Source organism: Streptomyces pseudogriseolus (genome assembly GCA_002154585.1).
GTDB classification, from domain to species: Bacteria; Actinomycetota; Actinomycetes; order Streptomycetales; family Streptomycetaceae; genus Streptomyces; species Streptomyces pseudogriseolus.
Window position 1 is genome coordinate 15,486 of the sequence record MUNG01000173.1, and the last position, 13,950, is coordinate 29,435.

General features: G+C 73.1%; 13 protein-coding genes and 1 riboswitch. Of the genes, 6 read left to right on the forward strand and 7 right to left on the reverse strand.

Annotation, left to right across the window (positions count from 1 at the left end; all coding sequences use genetic code 11):
• Positions 1 to 143: 143 nt before the first annotated feature.
• A riboswitch (cyclic di-AMP (ydaO/yuaA leader) is annotated at positions 144 to 297 on the forward strand.
• A gap of 7 nt (positions 298 to 304) precedes the next feature.
• Positions 305 to 1,489 (forward strand): C40 family peptidase, encoded by a 1,185-nt coding sequence (locus CCN29_RS16980; RefSeq protein WP_031060831.1) that lies wholly within the window; start codon positions 305 to 307, stop codon positions 1,487 to 1,489.
• A gap of 112 nt (positions 1,490 to 1,601) precedes the next feature.
• On the opposite strand, the gene CCN29_RS16985 is transcribed toward CCN29_RS16980, so the two are convergent.
• On the reverse strand, positions 1,602 to 1,955 hold the full coding sequence (locus CCN29_RS16985) for a hypothetical protein (protein WP_006134812.1): 354 nt from the start codon (positions 1,953 to 1,955) through the stop codon (positions 1,602 to 1,604).
• Between the two features lie 365 nt (positions 1,956 to 2,320).
• Between CCN29_RS16985 and CCN29_RS16990 the strand changes: the two genes are divergently transcribed.
• Positions 2,321 to 3,370 carry a C40 family peptidase gene (locus CCN29_RS16990; protein ID WP_086682877.1) on the forward strand — a complete coding sequence of 350 codons (1,050 nt, stop codon included), beginning with the start codon at positions 2,321 to 2,323 and terminating at the stop codon, positions 3,368 to 3,370.
• A gap of 54 nt (positions 3,371 to 3,424) precedes the next feature.
• On the opposite strand, the gene CCN29_RS16995 is transcribed toward CCN29_RS16990, so the two are convergent.
• The gene (locus CCN29_RS16995) at positions 3,425 to 4,168 is read right to left on the reverse strand and encodes a LuxR C-terminal-related transcriptional regulator (RefSeq protein ID WP_006134810.1); all 744 of its coding nucleotides are present in this window, start codon (positions 4,166 to 4,168) and stop codon (positions 3,425 to 3,427) included.
• A complete protein-coding gene (locus CCN29_RS17000) occupies positions 4,165 to 5,457 on the reverse strand; it encodes an ATP-binding protein (protein WP_031017239.1) in 1,293 nt (430 codons plus the stop codon). The genes CCN29_RS16995 and CCN29_RS17000 overlap by 4 nt, the downstream gene beginning before the upstream one ends.
• Positions 5,458 to 5,739: 282 nt before the next feature.
• Between CCN29_RS17000 and CCN29_RS17005 the strand changes: the two genes are divergently transcribed.
• Complete coding sequence (locus tag CCN29_RS17005) at positions 5,740 to 7,200, forward strand: PspC domain-containing protein (protein ID WP_086682880.1); 1,461 nt, start codon at positions 5,740 to 5,742, stop codon at positions 7,198 to 7,200.
• On the forward strand, positions 7,187 to 7,438 hold the full coding sequence (locus CCN29_RS17010) for a hypothetical protein (protein ID WP_006134807.1): 252 nt from the start codon (positions 7,187 to 7,189) through the stop codon (positions 7,436 to 7,438). Before CCN29_RS17005 ends, CCN29_RS17010 begins: the two co-directional genes overlap by 14 nt.
• Positions 7,439 to 7,453: 15 nt before the next feature.
• Here CCN29_RS17010 and CCN29_RS17015 read toward each other — a convergent pair whose 3' ends face one another.
• The 3 genes from CCN29_RS17015 to CCN29_RS17025 form a co-directional block, all read right to left on the reverse strand.
• Positions 7,454 to 7,975 (reverse strand): DoxX family protein, encoded by a 522-nt coding sequence (locus CCN29_RS17015; RefSeq protein WP_006134806.1) that lies wholly within the window; start codon positions 7,973 to 7,975, stop codon positions 7,454 to 7,456.
• A 187-nt stretch (positions 7,976 to 8,162) separates the two neighbouring features.
• Positions 8,163 to 9,443, reverse strand: coding sequence for a hypothetical protein (locus CCN29_RS17020; RefSeq protein WP_086682884.1), 1,281 nt, complete (start codon positions 9,441 to 9,443; stop codon positions 8,163 to 8,165).
• Between the two features lie 187 nt (positions 9,444 to 9,630).
• Positions 9,631 to 10,425: a class II aldolase/adducin family protein gene (locus CCN29_RS17025; protein WP_031017245.1), complete on the reverse strand. Its 795-nt coding sequence runs from the start codon at positions 10,423 to 10,425 to the stop codon at positions 9,631 to 9,633.
• 157 nt (positions 10,426 to 10,582) lie between these two features.
• Here CCN29_RS17025 and CCN29_RS17030 point away from each other — a divergent pair, with 157 nt between their 5' ends.
• A complete protein-coding gene (locus CCN29_RS17030) occupies positions 10,583 to 11,098 on the forward strand; it encodes a pyridoxamine 5'-phosphate oxidase family protein (RefSeq protein ID WP_086682887.1) in 516 nt (171 codons plus the stop codon).
• A gap of 21 nt (positions 11,099 to 11,119) precedes the next feature.
• Here the strand turns inward: CCN29_RS17030 and guaA are convergent, their stop codons facing one another.
• Positions 11,120 to 12,700, reverse strand: a complete 1,581-nt coding sequence (guaA, locus tag CCN29_RS17035) for a glutamine-hydrolyzing GMP synthase (protein WP_006134803.1) — start codon at positions 12,698 to 12,700, stop codon at positions 11,120 to 11,122.
• A 345-nt stretch (positions 12,701 to 13,045) separates the two neighbouring features.
• Here guaA and CCN29_RS17040 point away from each other — a divergent pair, with 345 nt between their 5' ends.
• Positions 13,046 to 13,342, forward strand: coding sequence for a chorismate mutase (locus CCN29_RS17040; RefSeq protein WP_006134802.1), 297 nt, complete (start codon positions 13,046 to 13,048; stop codon positions 13,340 to 13,342).
• Positions 13,343 to 13,950: the final 608 nt, after the last annotated feature.

Genomic DNA, 13,950 nt, shown 5'->3' on the forward strand with positions numbered 1-13,950 from the left:
ACATCGCCCACAAGGTCACGAAAATGTATCGGGCATATCGCCCATCAACCTTCACAAGGGCCACACCAGTTGGCTACCGTGCGGTCCGGGCCGCTCGTCCCCCGCCGGCGAACCTCGCCGGACCGCGCGGCCCCCGCCGAGTCCGTCACTGTCCGCCGTGGCAGCCGGAGCCGGGGACCCACCGAGACTTGGGGTGAATCGGCCCACTCTTCGGAGCGGCCGTAGGGCAACCCTTCCGATCAAGACACCCGCCCGAACCCGACAGCTAACCCGGTAGGCGGAGCACTGGAAGGAGTCGCCTCCCTTGGCGTCGCACCGCAAGTCGCGCACCCCCGGCGCGCGCGTGGCCGGCATACGCACCCCGGCCCTGGCCACGGCCGCGCTGACCTCCGTCGCCCTGCTCTCCCAGACCGCCGACGCCGCCCCCGGCGACGACCGGCCGAGCCTGGAGGAGGTCGAGAAGAAGGTCGGCGACCTCTACCGGCAGGCCGAGTCGGCGACCGAGAAGTACAACGCGGCCAAGGAGAAGACGACCAAGCAGCGCAAGCAGGTCGACACCCTCCTCGACGACGTGGCGCAGCGCACGCAGAAGCTGAACGAGGCGCGCGCGGAGCTGGGCTCCTACGCGGCCGCCCAGTACCGCACCGGCGCGGGCATGCCCGACACCGCGACGTTCCTGCTCGCTCAGACCCCGCAGGACGTCTTCGACCAGCGTCAGGTGCTGGACCGGATGACCGGCCGCCAGAAGGCGGCGGTGGACGACTACGTCATCCAGCAGACCGAGACGATGAAGAAGCGGCAGGAGGCCACCGAGAGCCTCCGGACGCTCACCGAGACGCAGGGCGACCTGAAGACGGCCAAGGCCACCGTCCAGAAGAAGCTCGCCGACGCGCGCGAACTGCTGTCGGAACTGACCGCCGAGGAGAAGGCGCGGCTCGCCGCGATCGAGAAGCGCAAGCAGCAGGAGGCCGCCCGCAAGGCCGCGGAGCTGGCCCGGCAGCAGGCCGCGCAGGAACAGGCGGAGCAGCAGGAGCGCGAGGAGGCCGCGCAGCAGGGCGGCGGCTCCTCGGAGGGCTCCGGGTCGGGGTCCACGGGCTCGGCGGACACGCCGCCGGCCGACTCCTCGTACGCCGCCAAGGCCGAGAAGGCCCTCGCCTTCGCCCGCGCGCAGATCGGCAAGCCGTACGTCTGGGGCGCGACCGGTCCCGGCTCCTACGACTGCTCGGGGCTCACGCAGGCCGCCTGGAAGGCCGCCGGCGTCTCCCTCCCGCGCACCACCTACGACCAGGTGGACGCGGGCACCACCGTCCCGGTGTCCCAGGCCCAGCCCGGCGACCTGGTCTTCTTCTACGACGACGTCACCCACGTGGGCCTCTACATCGGCAACGGCATGATGATCCACGCCCCGAAGCCCGGCGCGTACGTCCGCGAGGAGTCCGTCTACTACGACGGCGAGTCCGCGATCCACAGCATCGTCCGCCCGGCCTGAGGGACGGCTTCCGGCACGCCTGCGACGGAACCGCCGGCCGGGCCGGTGACGGCTCGGCCGGCGGTTCCGTGCCGGCCGCGGGACCCGGTGTTCCGGGGACGCGCGACGGGACTCAGGTCCAGAGGACCGCGATGAAGATGTTCGCCACGGTCAGCAGGCCGACCAGACCGAAGACGCCCTTGTCCACCTTCTCCTCGTCCCGCTTCACGTAGACCAGGCCGAGGATCACGATCAGCAGCGCCAGCTTCACGCCGATCTTGATGTTGTCCACGGAGTAGTCCTGGGCCTGGTTGAGGCCCACCAGCACCACACCCGTGACCAGCATCGTCAGCGCGCCGTGCAGCATCGCGGGGACGAAGCGGGCGGTGCCCGCGCCCATCGCCTTCATCTGGGTGAGGAAGCCGCCGAGCAGCGACGCGATACCGATGATGTGCAGACCGACGAAGATGTGGATGAGTACGTCCATGAGGCCGGAGCCTAGCCAGGGGCGCCCCATAGCATTCCGCCGCCCTCACCCTTCCCGCCTTCACCACAACGGTCATCACCCTGAGTGAGAGCGAAGCACCACAGGCGGCCCGACGGTCACTTACGGTCACCCGACGGTCCGAGGGCAACAGTTCCGCACAACCCGTATCCGGCCCCGCGCGGCCCGGCCTAGCGTCCTGCTCCAGGTGACCGGCTCCGCATACGCCGCTCGGGCCAGGAGCGGCGGCCGGACACCACCGCCGAAGAAGGTCCGGCGGCGGACGGCTCCCCTGTCACCCCGCCGCCGGACCGCCGGGCAGACGTCCGGCCCGGCGGGCGGCGCCAGTGGGAAGGACGGCAGCGAGGGTGGCAGCGCACCGCAGGTCACGGCAGCGTCCGACGGGCGGCACCACGGTCCGGGCGGCCGCCACCGTCGTCCTCGCCGGAGCGGCCACCGCGGCCGGCTTCGACGGAGCGGGGCACGCGGCGCCGCAGCCGGCGCCCGCCCTCACCGGCGCCGACGTGGACCGCCTGTACCGCGAGGCCGAGGTCGCCACCGAGAAGTACAACGGCGCCATGGAGAAGGCGGATTCGGCACGGCAGCGGCTGCGCGACCTCCAGGACGAGACGGCCCGCGCCCAGGCGCGGCTCAACGACGCCCGGGAGGCATTGGGCACCGTCGCGGCGGCGCAGTACCGCGCCGGCGGCCTCGACCCCGCCCTGCGGCTGATGCTGTCCGAGGACCCGGACGCCTACCTCGACGGCGCGGCCCTCACCGAGCGCGCCGGCAGCCGCCATCACGCCGAACTGGGCCGGGCCCGCGCCCAGCTCCGGGAGATCGAGAAGCTGCGCGGCGCGGCCCGCGTCGAGGCGAAGACGCTCACCGCCCGCCGCGCCGAACTGAAGCGGCACAAGAAGACCATCACCGAGAAGCTGTCCGCCGCGCGTCTGGCGCTGTCCCGGATGTCACCGGAGGAACGCGACCGGATCACCGGCGGCTCCGGCCGCGCCGCCCGCACGGCCGCCGGTGCGGTACGGGACGCCGCCGCCCCGTCGCAGGCGCCGAACGCGCGCGCCGCGCAGGCCGTCGCCTACGCCCATCAGAAGCTCGGCAGCCCCTACGTCTGGGGCGCGACCGGCCCGGACGCCTTCGACTGCTCGGGCCTCGTGCTGGCCGCATACCGCTCCGCGGGCGTCTCCCTGCCGCGCACGACCTACGCGCAGATCGGCGCGGGCCGCCGCGTCTCCCGCTCCGAACTCCTCCCCGGCGACCTGGTCTTCTTCTACTCCGGCATCAGCCACGTCGGCCTCTACATCGGCAACGGGCAGATGATCCACGCCCCGAACCCGTCCGCCCCGGTCCGCGTGGCGCCGATCGACCAGATGCCGTTCGCGGGGGCGACACGCGTGGTGTGACCGGGCCGGCCCGCTCGAACAGTCCCCGGCCCGATCGAACTGCCCCCGGCCTGCTCAGACCAGGCGGCGGGCCGTCGCCCAGCGGGTCAGCTCGTGACGGTTGGACAGCTGGAGCTTGCGCAGCACCGCGGAGACGTGCGACTCGACCGTCTTCACCGAGATGAACAGCTGCTTGGCGATCTCCTTGTACGCGTAGCCGCGGGCGATCAGCCGCAGCACCTCCCGCTCGCGCTGGGTGAGACGGTCGAGGTCCTCGTCCACCGGCGGGGCGTCGGTCGACGCGAAGGCGTCCAGCACGAACCCGGCCAGCCGCGGCGAGAACACCGCGTCGCCCTCCTGCACCCGGAAGATCGAGTCGATCAGGTCGGCGCCCGTGATCGTCTTGGTGACGTAGCCGCGCGCGCCGCCCCGGATGACGCCGATGACGTCCTCCGCCGCGTCCGACACGGACAGCGCGAGGAACCGCACCGGCCGCTCCGCGTCCCCCGTCAGCGAGGCGCAGCGCCGCAGCACCTCCACGCCGCCGCCCCCGGGCAGGTGCACGTCGAGCAGCACCACCTCGGGGCGGGTCGCGGTGATGACCGTGACCGCCTGGTCGACGTCGGCGGCCTCGCCGACCACCTCGACGCCCGTCTGATCGGTCTGCCCGATCTCCGCCTGCACTCCTGTGCGGAACATGCGGTGGTCGTCGACGAGGACCACGCGCACATGGCGCCGCCCGGTGCCGCCGGCCGGCTCCGCGGGCCCGTCCCCCGGTGCCGCTTCCGCCGCTGCGTTCGCCTCGGTCGGCTCGCTCATGACGTCTTCTCCGCCCTCTCCATCTCCAGCTCGACCTCCGTGCCGCCGTCCGGCACCGCGCGCAGCCGCGCCGTGCCGCCGTTGCGTTCCATGCGGCCGATGATCGATTCTCTGACGCCCATGCGGTCGGCGGGTATCGCGTCGAGGTCGAACCCGGGACCGCGGTCCCGGACGGACACGAACACCGTCCTCCCCTCGACCTCCGCGTAGACCTGGACCGCGCCTCCCTCGCCACCGTACTTGGCGGCGTTGACCATCGCTTCCCTCGCGGCCTGCATCTGCGCGCCGATCCTCTCGTCCAGGGGGCAGTCGCCCACGACGACGACCTCCAGGGGGACGCCGTGCTTGTCCTCCACCTCGGCGGCGTTGCGCTTCACGGCCTCCGCGAGGGTGGCGGGCTCCTCGTCCTCGTCCTTGCCGTTGCCCTCCGGCTTGTAGAGCCAGGCGCGCAGGTCGCGCTCCTGGGCCCGGGCCAGGCGGCGCACCTCGCCGGGGCTGTCCGCGTTGCGCTGGATCAGCGTGAGCGTGTGCAGCACGGAGTCGTGGACATGGGCGGCGACCTCGGCCCGCTCCTGGGCGCGGATGCGCATCAGGCGCTCCTCGGAGAGGTCCTGGGTCATGCGCACGAGGTAGGGGCCGGCGAGCAGGGTGACGCCGACCAGGACCGCGAGGGCGGCCTGGAGCACCGCGCCGAGGTGGCTGCCGGAGCCGCGCAGGACGAAGATGCCGGAGGCGCCCGCCGTCACCAGCAGCACCCCCGCCACGGCCCGCAGCAGCGTGACCGTGCGCCGTCGGCGGCCGACCTCCATCCAGCGGGCCCGGCGCGCGTTGTCCGCCTGCCGCCACACCAGGGCCACGCCCGCGCCGACCAGGACGGTCGGCCACAGGTAGGCCCGGGCGCCGTTGGTGAGGTCCACGCTGCCCACGAAGATCATGGCCACCACGACCATGAGGAGCAGGGCGACGATCTGGCCCTTGTCCGGCTTGCGCGTGACGAGTCTGCGGCGGCCGTCCGGGGTGGTCTCGGTGCCGATGGGCGAGGGCGGCTTCTGCGCGTCGACGCCGCCCACCCCGAGCGGCACGAAGAACCAGAACGCGGCGTACAGCAGGGCCCCGAGACCGTCGGCCATGAACAGGGCGACGAACGCGAGGCGCACCCAGATCACGGGCAGGCCGAGATGCCCGGCGAGCCCCCGCGCCACCCCACCGAGCCAGCGTCCGTCGCTGCTGCGGTAGAGCTTGCGCGGCGGCCGCGGCTCGACAAGGGGCGCTGCTGCGGCTTCCGGCATGCCAACGATGGTCACACGCCGTGCGACCCCGGGCATCAGGGTCCGTCCCGGAGACTCCCCTGATCTCGGTACGCGGGGCCGGCCGGCTCCGGGCCGCGGTGTCCGGTCGAGACGCGGGCCCGGCTTCCGGCCTCCGGCCCCGGCCCCTTCGGCCGCCTCTCGGCCCCCGGCCCCCTGGGCCCTTCGGTCCCCGGCCCGGGGCCTGCCTCAGGGACGGATATCAGGGTCCGGCCAGGGTCGTTCCGACTGCCGCCGGGGCGGCTCGCCCGTCACCATGGACCCATGACGGATCACCAGCATGCCGCGTCGGATCCGGGCCCGGGCCCGCGTCCCGGGTCCGGTCCCGGCGCGCCCGCCGCGGACTCCTCGCGTGCGGGCGGGCGTGCGGGCGCGGGGAAGGAGGGGACGGCCGGCTCGACGGCCCACGCACCGGACGGGGCCACGGGTGGAGCGGGGCCTGTCGACCCCGGCCGGCACTTCCGGCGCGACCGGCGGCACCAGATGTTCGGCGGGGTCTGCTCCGGGCTCGCCCGGCAGTACGACATGGACCCGGTGATCTTCCGCATCACCCTCGCCGTGCTGTCCGCGACCGGCGGCATCGGCCTCATCTTCTACGGCTTCGCCTGGCTGTTCGTCCCCTACGACGACGAGGACGAGAACCAGGTCCGCCGGCTGCTCACCGGCCGGGTCGACGGGCACACGCTGGCCGCGGTGCTGTTCGCGCTGGTCGGCTGCGGCGTCTTCCTGTCCATGCTGAGCAACGACGGGGTGCTGAGCTTCGCCGTCATACTGTCCCTGCTGCTCGCGGGCGCCGCCTACTGGTCGCGGCGGCGCGGCACGCCGAGTCCGGACCCGATAGCCGCGCAGGCCGCCGCCGACGCCCCGCCGGAGCCGCAGGCCCCGCCGGTCCCGGCCGCGTACCCGTCGTGGTGGCGCGAGCCCATCGTGAAGGACGGCACCTACGTCGGGGGCACGGGCTATCTGTGGGGCCCCGAGGACTCCCGCGACCTGGACATCGCCACCGCGGTCGGCGTCGGCGTCCGCTCCGGGACCGGCGGCGGGGCGAAGGACGTGTGGCGTCCGCCGCGGGCGCGCCCGCCGAAGCCGCGGGGGCCGCGCGGGATCGGCGGCTGGGTCTTCCTCTTCGCGCTGCTCGCGGCCGGTCTGGGCACGGGTCTCACCTGGGAGACGCAGCCCCTCGGCACCAGCCTCCAGACGGGTCTGGCGTGCGCCCTCGGCGTCATCGGCCTCGGGATCGCCGTCAGCGCCTTCCTGGGCCGCACAGGGGCCGGGTCGATCGTCCTCGCGGTGCTCACGGCGGGCCTGCTCGCCGGGTCGACCGCCATGCCCAAGGACATCGGCACCGACTGGACCCGCACGGGCTGGCAGCCCGCCTCGGCCGAGCAGATACGCCCGGTGTACGACCTGGGCGCCGGCGAGGGCGAGCTGGACCTGTCGGCGGTCCGCGTCCCCGAGGGCGACACGGTCTCCACCCACGTCGAGGTGGGCCTCGGCCGGATCCATGTGATCGTCCCACGGGACGTGACCGTGCGGCTGCACGTCGAGGTGGGGCTCGGGGACATCCAGGTGCCGGGCGACGGACGGAAGGACGTGGACGTGGCCCCGGGCAAGTACAAGGACATGACCCTAAAGCCGCCCGCCGGCGCGGGAAAGGCGGGCACGCTCCGGCTCGACCTCAGGGTCGGCGCGGGACAGGCGGAGGTGAGCCGTGCTGCGTCATGAGTTCCGGCCCGGCCGGCTGATCGCCGGCACCGCCCTCGTCACGGCCGCGGTGATCTACGGCGGGGACGCGGGAGGAGCCTGGGAGACACCGTGGTTCGTGGTGATCCCGCTCGTCGTGGGCGGCCTCTGCCTGGCCGGCGCGGTGGGTGCGGTGACCGGACAGGTGCGCCGCCGCCGGGGCCGCCCGGTCCCGGAAGGAGCGGACCCGGCCGACCACGCGGGGACGAGGGGAGGCTAGAGGGGACGAGGGAGGCTAGAAGGTTCCGCGCCGGCGGCGTGCGCGGAGGGCGGCGTCCACGGACAGCAGCGGGGCCCCGGCCAGGATCAGCGGGGTCCAGGCCATCAGGTACGGCAGGTCGTTGCCGTAGTAGTACGGCTCGGCGGCCCAGCTCACGGTCAGCCACAGGCTGAGCGAGATCAGTGCCCCGCCGAGGGCGGCGATCCGGGTGAGCAGTCCGAGCAGGGTGCCGATGCCGACGGCCAGCTCGCCGAGGGCGATGGCGTAGCCGAAGCCGACGGGAGCCTCCAGCGCCATGTCGACCAGCGCGGGGATGGCGGAGGAGTCGCGGACGGCGCGCATCATCTCGCCGATCGACCCGGCGCCGGAGTCCTTGAGGAAGGCGCTGTCGGTGAGCTTGTCGAGGCCGGCGTAGATGAAGGTGACGCCGAGGAAGATCCGCAGCGGCAGCAGGGCGTAGCGGGCGGCGGCGTCCCGCAGCCCTCCGTCGCCGTCGGGACGGGGGGTGTGACTGTCTGCGCGCATGCCGTGCGTCATGTCGCCGTGCCTCTCGATCCTGACCCACCTGGACAGACCGAACGTACGGCAATCGGCGCCGGGTGGACCCGGCCGACAGCGCTTTATCAGGGAAGCGACAGCGGACGGCCAGGAAAGGAGCCGCCCGCGCGGCTCTCCCTCTCCGGCCGCCGTCCCGTCACCCGGTCACGCGCCGCCCGCCGGTCCGTCACTCCGTGATGTCGACGGTGTAGCGGTTGGTCTCCACGCCGGCGGCGGTGACCACCTGGACGTCGACCCGGCCGGGTTCCACCTCCGCGGGCACCGGCACGGTCAGCAGGTCGTCGGTGGGGTTGTCGAAGCCGCCGACGACCGGCACCAGCGGGACGTGGACGTTCACCGCGCCGACCCGCACCACCATGCGCGCGAGCCGGTCCGCGCCCTGCGCCCCGGACGGCACGAAGCCGGTGCCGCGGATCTCGATGTCGTCGCCGGTCCGGATCGGCGCGTCCAGGTCGCCCGCCTCCCGGGCGCGCACCACGGACAGGATCACCGGGCGCCCGCCCTCGGCGTACTTGCCGGCCAGGTAGGTGCCCGCGGACACCAGCACCACCACGGCCAGTCCCCACGGCAGGTCCGGCAGCTGGTCCGGGCGGCGGGCGAGCCGTACGGCGGCGAAGGCGAGGGCGACGCCGTTGATGACGACGTACTGGATGTCGGCGAAGCTGCCGCGTCCGGAGTCGTCGGTGAGCAGGTCGGCCGCCCTGGGCCGGTGGGCGCGCACCTTCTGGAGCCGCTGTCCCTGCACCCGCAGCCCGACCACCCGGCGGACCAGCACGGCGATCCCGCAGACCACGGCGAGCACGGTCACCACGCCGGCGCCGCGGGCGAGTTCCAGGCCGTCGATCAGCGCGTCCCGCTCCCGGTGGCCGGAGGCGGCCGCGAGCCGCCCCACCAGCACGAGCACCGCGAACGCCAGGAACAGCACCCAGGAGCCGGCCACCGCGCGTGACGTGGAGAGCCGGTTGTCCTCGCCGATGACCGGGGCGAGCGCGCCGCCCCGCGCCCGGTGGAACCAGGACGCCGCGGTGAGCGCGCCCGCCACCAGCACGGCGGACAGCAGCCCCGCGGTGCGGGCGGAGGTCCAGCCCGCGCCGATCGCGGTGAGCGCCTGCACGAGCAGCAGCACGACGACCCCGGCCCAGACGACCACCGCCGTCCGCTGCCGCAGGCGCGCCAGCCAGGCGGCGCCCTCGGCCCGGCCGCGTTCGGCCACCGCCTCGGCGGCCTGGGCGAGTTCCTCGGAGACCCACTGCCGGGAGGCAGAGGCGGAGTGGGCCACCGCGGCAGGGAGACCCTGGCCGGTGGCGTACTCGTCCCGCTTCACCAGGAACGCGGCGACCGCGCGCCGATGCCCCTCACGCGCCCCGTGCGGACAGTCCCCGCAGGTGCAGCCGCCCTCGTGGGCAGCAGGGTCCGCTCCGCCCTGTCTCGCCTCCTGCACCGCCACGCCCGAAGCCGCCTTCCCCAACTACCCGACACATCTCGACACACCACGACCGCCGTCGGCGGTCACCGGACAACTCCCCCGCATCGAGAGCGAATTGTGCCCTACGCCACGCCCGTCACGTCCCCCGGGCCCGGTCGCCACGGGTGAATCTCGAGGCGCGTGGTTGACGCATCCCCCGGGAGGCGGCTCAGTCCAGCAGATCCGGTTCGCTCCGCGTGATCTCCCGCCACATCGGCTGGTAGTTGATCCATGCCACGAGGTCCCCGCCCAGCTGCTCCCGCGTGGCCACCGCCTGCCGGTGGTCGATCAGCACGGGACGTCCCGCGGCCCGCGCGGTGAGCTGCACCTGGCAGGAGCGTTCCATGGTCATGAACCACCAGGCCGCCGCGTCCACCGAGTCGCCCACGGTCAGCAGCCCGTGGTTGCGCAGCACCAGCGCCTTGCGGGTGCCGAGGGCGGCGGCGATGCGGCGGCCCTCCTCGGGGTCGACGGTGACGGAGGTGTAGGCGTCGTAGAGGGCGTGGTCCTCGTAGAAGGCGCAGCTCTCCTGGGTGATCGGGTCGAGCAGCTCGCCGAGGGCGGCGAGGGCACGGCCGTGCACCGAGTGGCAGTGGGCGACGGCGACGACGTCGGGCCGGGCCGCGTGCACCTGGGCGTGGACGGCGAAGGCGGCCTGGTTGACGTGGTGTCCGCCCTCGACGACCTGGCCGTCCTGGTTGGCGAGCACCAGGTCGCTCACGGTGACGTGCCGGAACGGCATGCCGAACGGGTTCACCCAGAAGCAGTCGCTGTACTCGGGGTCGCGTGCGGTGATGTGCCCGGAGACGCCGTCCTCGTAGCCGAGCCGCCCGAACAGGCGCAGCGCGCCCGCCAGCCGCTCCTTGCGGTGCCTGCGCTCGTCCTCGAGGGACTCGTGCATGGGCGGCATGGCGAACTGAAGCTTGTCGGTGGGCACCGGCGGGGGCGGAGTGGGCCCGTGCATGAGTCCTCCCGCGAGGGGTCGCGTACGGGGCGGAAGTTACCCGTGGGGCGCGCCGTACGACAGCTCTGTTCCGTAACACCGGACCCCTCCCGGATACCCGGGGCGACCGCCCGGATACCCGACGAAAGATGTCGGGTATCCGCGTCACACTCGCACCATGAGCACGTACACGGACACGGACACCCCGGCGGACGCCGCCGTGGACTGGGGGGCCTTCGCCGCGGCGGAACCGGAGCTCGCGCGGACCGTCGAGGAGCGCTTCGCCGCCTACACGCACCACGTCCTGGCGACCCTCCGCAAGGACGGCTCGCCCCGGACGACGGGCCTGGAGGTGCGCTTCCTGAACGGCGAGCTGTGGTTCGGGATGATGCCGCGGTCGATGAAGGCGCTGGACCTGCGCCGTGATCCACGCTTCTCGCTCCAGGCCAACCCGGGCGACGGCACGGGCATGGGCGGCGGCGACGTGCGGATCGCGGGGCGGGCGGTCGAGGTCGCCGACGACGACACGGAGACCCGGCGCCGGTACGCCGAAGAGGTGAAACCGCCGGAGCCGTTCCACCTCTTCCGCACCGAGCTGACGGAGGTCGTGCGGACCTACGTCGAGGACGAGAAGTATCTCGTCGTCCAGGTCTGGAAGCCCGGAGCGCCGGTGCGCACGCTCAAGCGGACCTGAAAACCCGGGGACCCGGGAGGGTCACTCCCACTCGATGGTGCCCGGCGGCTTGGACGTGACGTCCAGCACGACCCGGTTGACGTCGCGTACCTCGTTGGTGATCCGGGTGGAAATCTTCGCGAGGACGTCGTACGGCAGCCGCGACCAGTCGGCGGTCATGGCGTCCTCGCTGGAGACGGGGCGCAGCACGATCGGGTGACCGTAGGTGCGCCCGTCGCCCTGGACGCCGACCGAGCGGACGTCGGCGAGCAGCACCACCGGACACTGCCAGATGTCCCGGTCGAGGCCGGCCGCGGTCAGCTCCTCGCGGGCGATCGCGTCGGCCTCGCGGAGCAGGTCGAGCCGCTCCTTGGTGACCTCGCCGACGATGCGGATGCCGAGGCCGGGGCCGGGGAAGGGCTGGCGGTGGACGATCTCCTCGGGCAGGCCGAGCTCCTGGCCGACCATCCGGACCTCGTCCTTGAACAGCTTGCGCAGCGGCTCGATCAGCTGGAACTCGAGGTCCTCGGGCAGACCGCCCACGTTGTGGTGGGACTTGATGTTGGCGGTGCCGGTGCCGCCGCCGGACTCGACGACGTCCGGGTAGAGGGTGCCCTGCACCAGGAACTCCACCGCGGGGCCCTCGTCGGCGATGATCTCGGCCTGGGCCTGCTCGAAGACCCGGATGAACTCACGGCCGATGATCTTGCGCTTCTGCTCCGGGTCGGAGACCCCGGCCAGCGCCTTGAGGAACCGCTCCTCGGCGTCGACGACCTTGAGCTGGACGCCGGTCGCGGCGACGAAGTCCTTCTCGACCTGCTCGGTCTCGCCCTTGCGCATCAGGCCGTGGTCGACGTAGACGCAGGTCAGCTGCGAGCCGATGGCCTTCTGCACGAGGGCCGCGGCGACGGCGGAGTCCACGCCGCCGGACAGGCCGCAGATGGCGCGCTTGTCGCCGACCAGCTCGCGGATGGCGGCCACCTGCTCGTCGATGACGTTGCCGGTGGTCCAGTTCGGCTTGAGGCCCGCGCCCCGGTACAGGAAGTGCTCCAGCACCTGCTGTCCGTGCGTGGAGTGCATCACCTCAGGGTGGTACTGGACGCCGTAGAGCTTCTTCTCGTCGTTCTCGAAGGCGGCGACCGGCACGACGTCCGTGGACGCGGTGACGGTGAAGCCCTCGGGGGCGGCGGAGCAGGCGTCGCCGTGCGACATCCAGACCGCCTGCTCCTCGGGGGTGCCCTCGAAGAGGGTGGAGGAGTTCTTGGCGACGTGCAGGTCGGTGCGGCCGTACTCACGGGCGCCGGTGTTGTCCACCTGGCCGCCCAGGGTCTGGGCCATGAGCTGGAAGCCGTAGCACATGCCGAAGACGGGGACGCCGGCCTCGAAGAGCTCGCGGTCGAGGCGGGGGGCGCCCTCCTCGTACACGGACGAGGGGCCGCCGGAGAGGATGATCGCCGCCGGGTTCTTGGCGAGGATGTCCGCGACCGGCATGGTGCTCGGCACGATCTCGCTGTAGACCCGCGCCTCGCGGACGCGACGGGCGATGAGCTGGGCGTACTGCGCGCCGAAGTCGACGACCAGGACGGTGTCGGGCGCGTTGGCAGCGGGAGTCGCTGATGACACGAGGTGCCTTCCGGCGGTGGGGAGGGGGTCTTGTGCCTCCCGATTCTACCGAGACGGCGGCGAGGTCCGTCCCGGGCAGGTCGCCGCCCGGCGTCCCGCGCCACGTCTCAGCATGCGGCCCGGCGTTGGACGGACCGGGCCGACCGGGCATACTGGCCGCATGCTCACGCACCCGACCTTCCTCTTTACCTATGGCACCCGGCCCGCCGGCTGCCATGGTCGTGCTGCTTGAGCAACTGACAAGCGACTTCCCAGGCGCCCCGGGCCGACAGGTCCGGGGCGCCTGGCGTTTCACCGGACCGTGTCGCTCCGGGGCCCGACCGTCACTCACCGAGGAGCCCCGACATGACCGCCGCCACCACCGAGCCGACCGAGAAGACCGGCGCCCGCACCGCCGAGGCCGCCGAGCTGATCGGCAACGCCCGCGAGCGGATCGACGCACTCGACGACCGGATCATCGGTCTGGTGCAGGAACGGATGGCGGTGTCCGCCGTGATCCAGAAGGAGCGCATCGCCTCCGGCGGCCGGCGCGTGAACCTCTCCCGCGAGATGGAGATCCTCGCCACGTACCGGGACGCCCTGGGCAAGCCGGGCACCGCGCTGGCCATGACCCTGCTGGAGCTGTGCCGGGGCAGGATCTGACGCCACGGGGTGTGCGGGCCGCGTCTCACCCGTACGGCGCGTGACCGGTACCGGCATCGCTTCGTTGGTCCCGGTGTCCGCGTCGGCCAGGGGCGGACCGGAGGAGCAGCATCACGCGTGGCTCGCCGGAGCGATGAGACGGACGGCTCGCGCCGTACGTCGTGGGACCTCGCTCCGGTACCGGTGACCGGGAGGCAGGGGACAGCCGCCCCGGTCACGCGAGAGATCGGCCGGCCCCGGGGACGCCCGGGGCCGGCCGACGCGCGTGTGATCCAGGTCACGTAAAGATCCTGTGAGTTCAGGGACAACCATCCGGGGCCGTCGGTGATCGAACTCACCGACACGACGGATCGAACTCCCGCGCCCGCACGAAGGCGCACCTTTCGCAGCGTGCCGCGTCCGCGCGGCACACCGGACTCACCGAGGTCTTCATGAAGCTTCGCCGCGCCCTGGCCGCAGCGGCCGCGACGGCAGCGATAGTCCCGGCCGCCCTTCTCGCGGCCCCGGCCGCCCACGCGACCGACGACCCCACCACCGCCGCCTCCGCGACCCGGTTGCCGGAGACGGGGACGACCGCCCCGACGACCGCCCCCGGCGACACGGAGTCC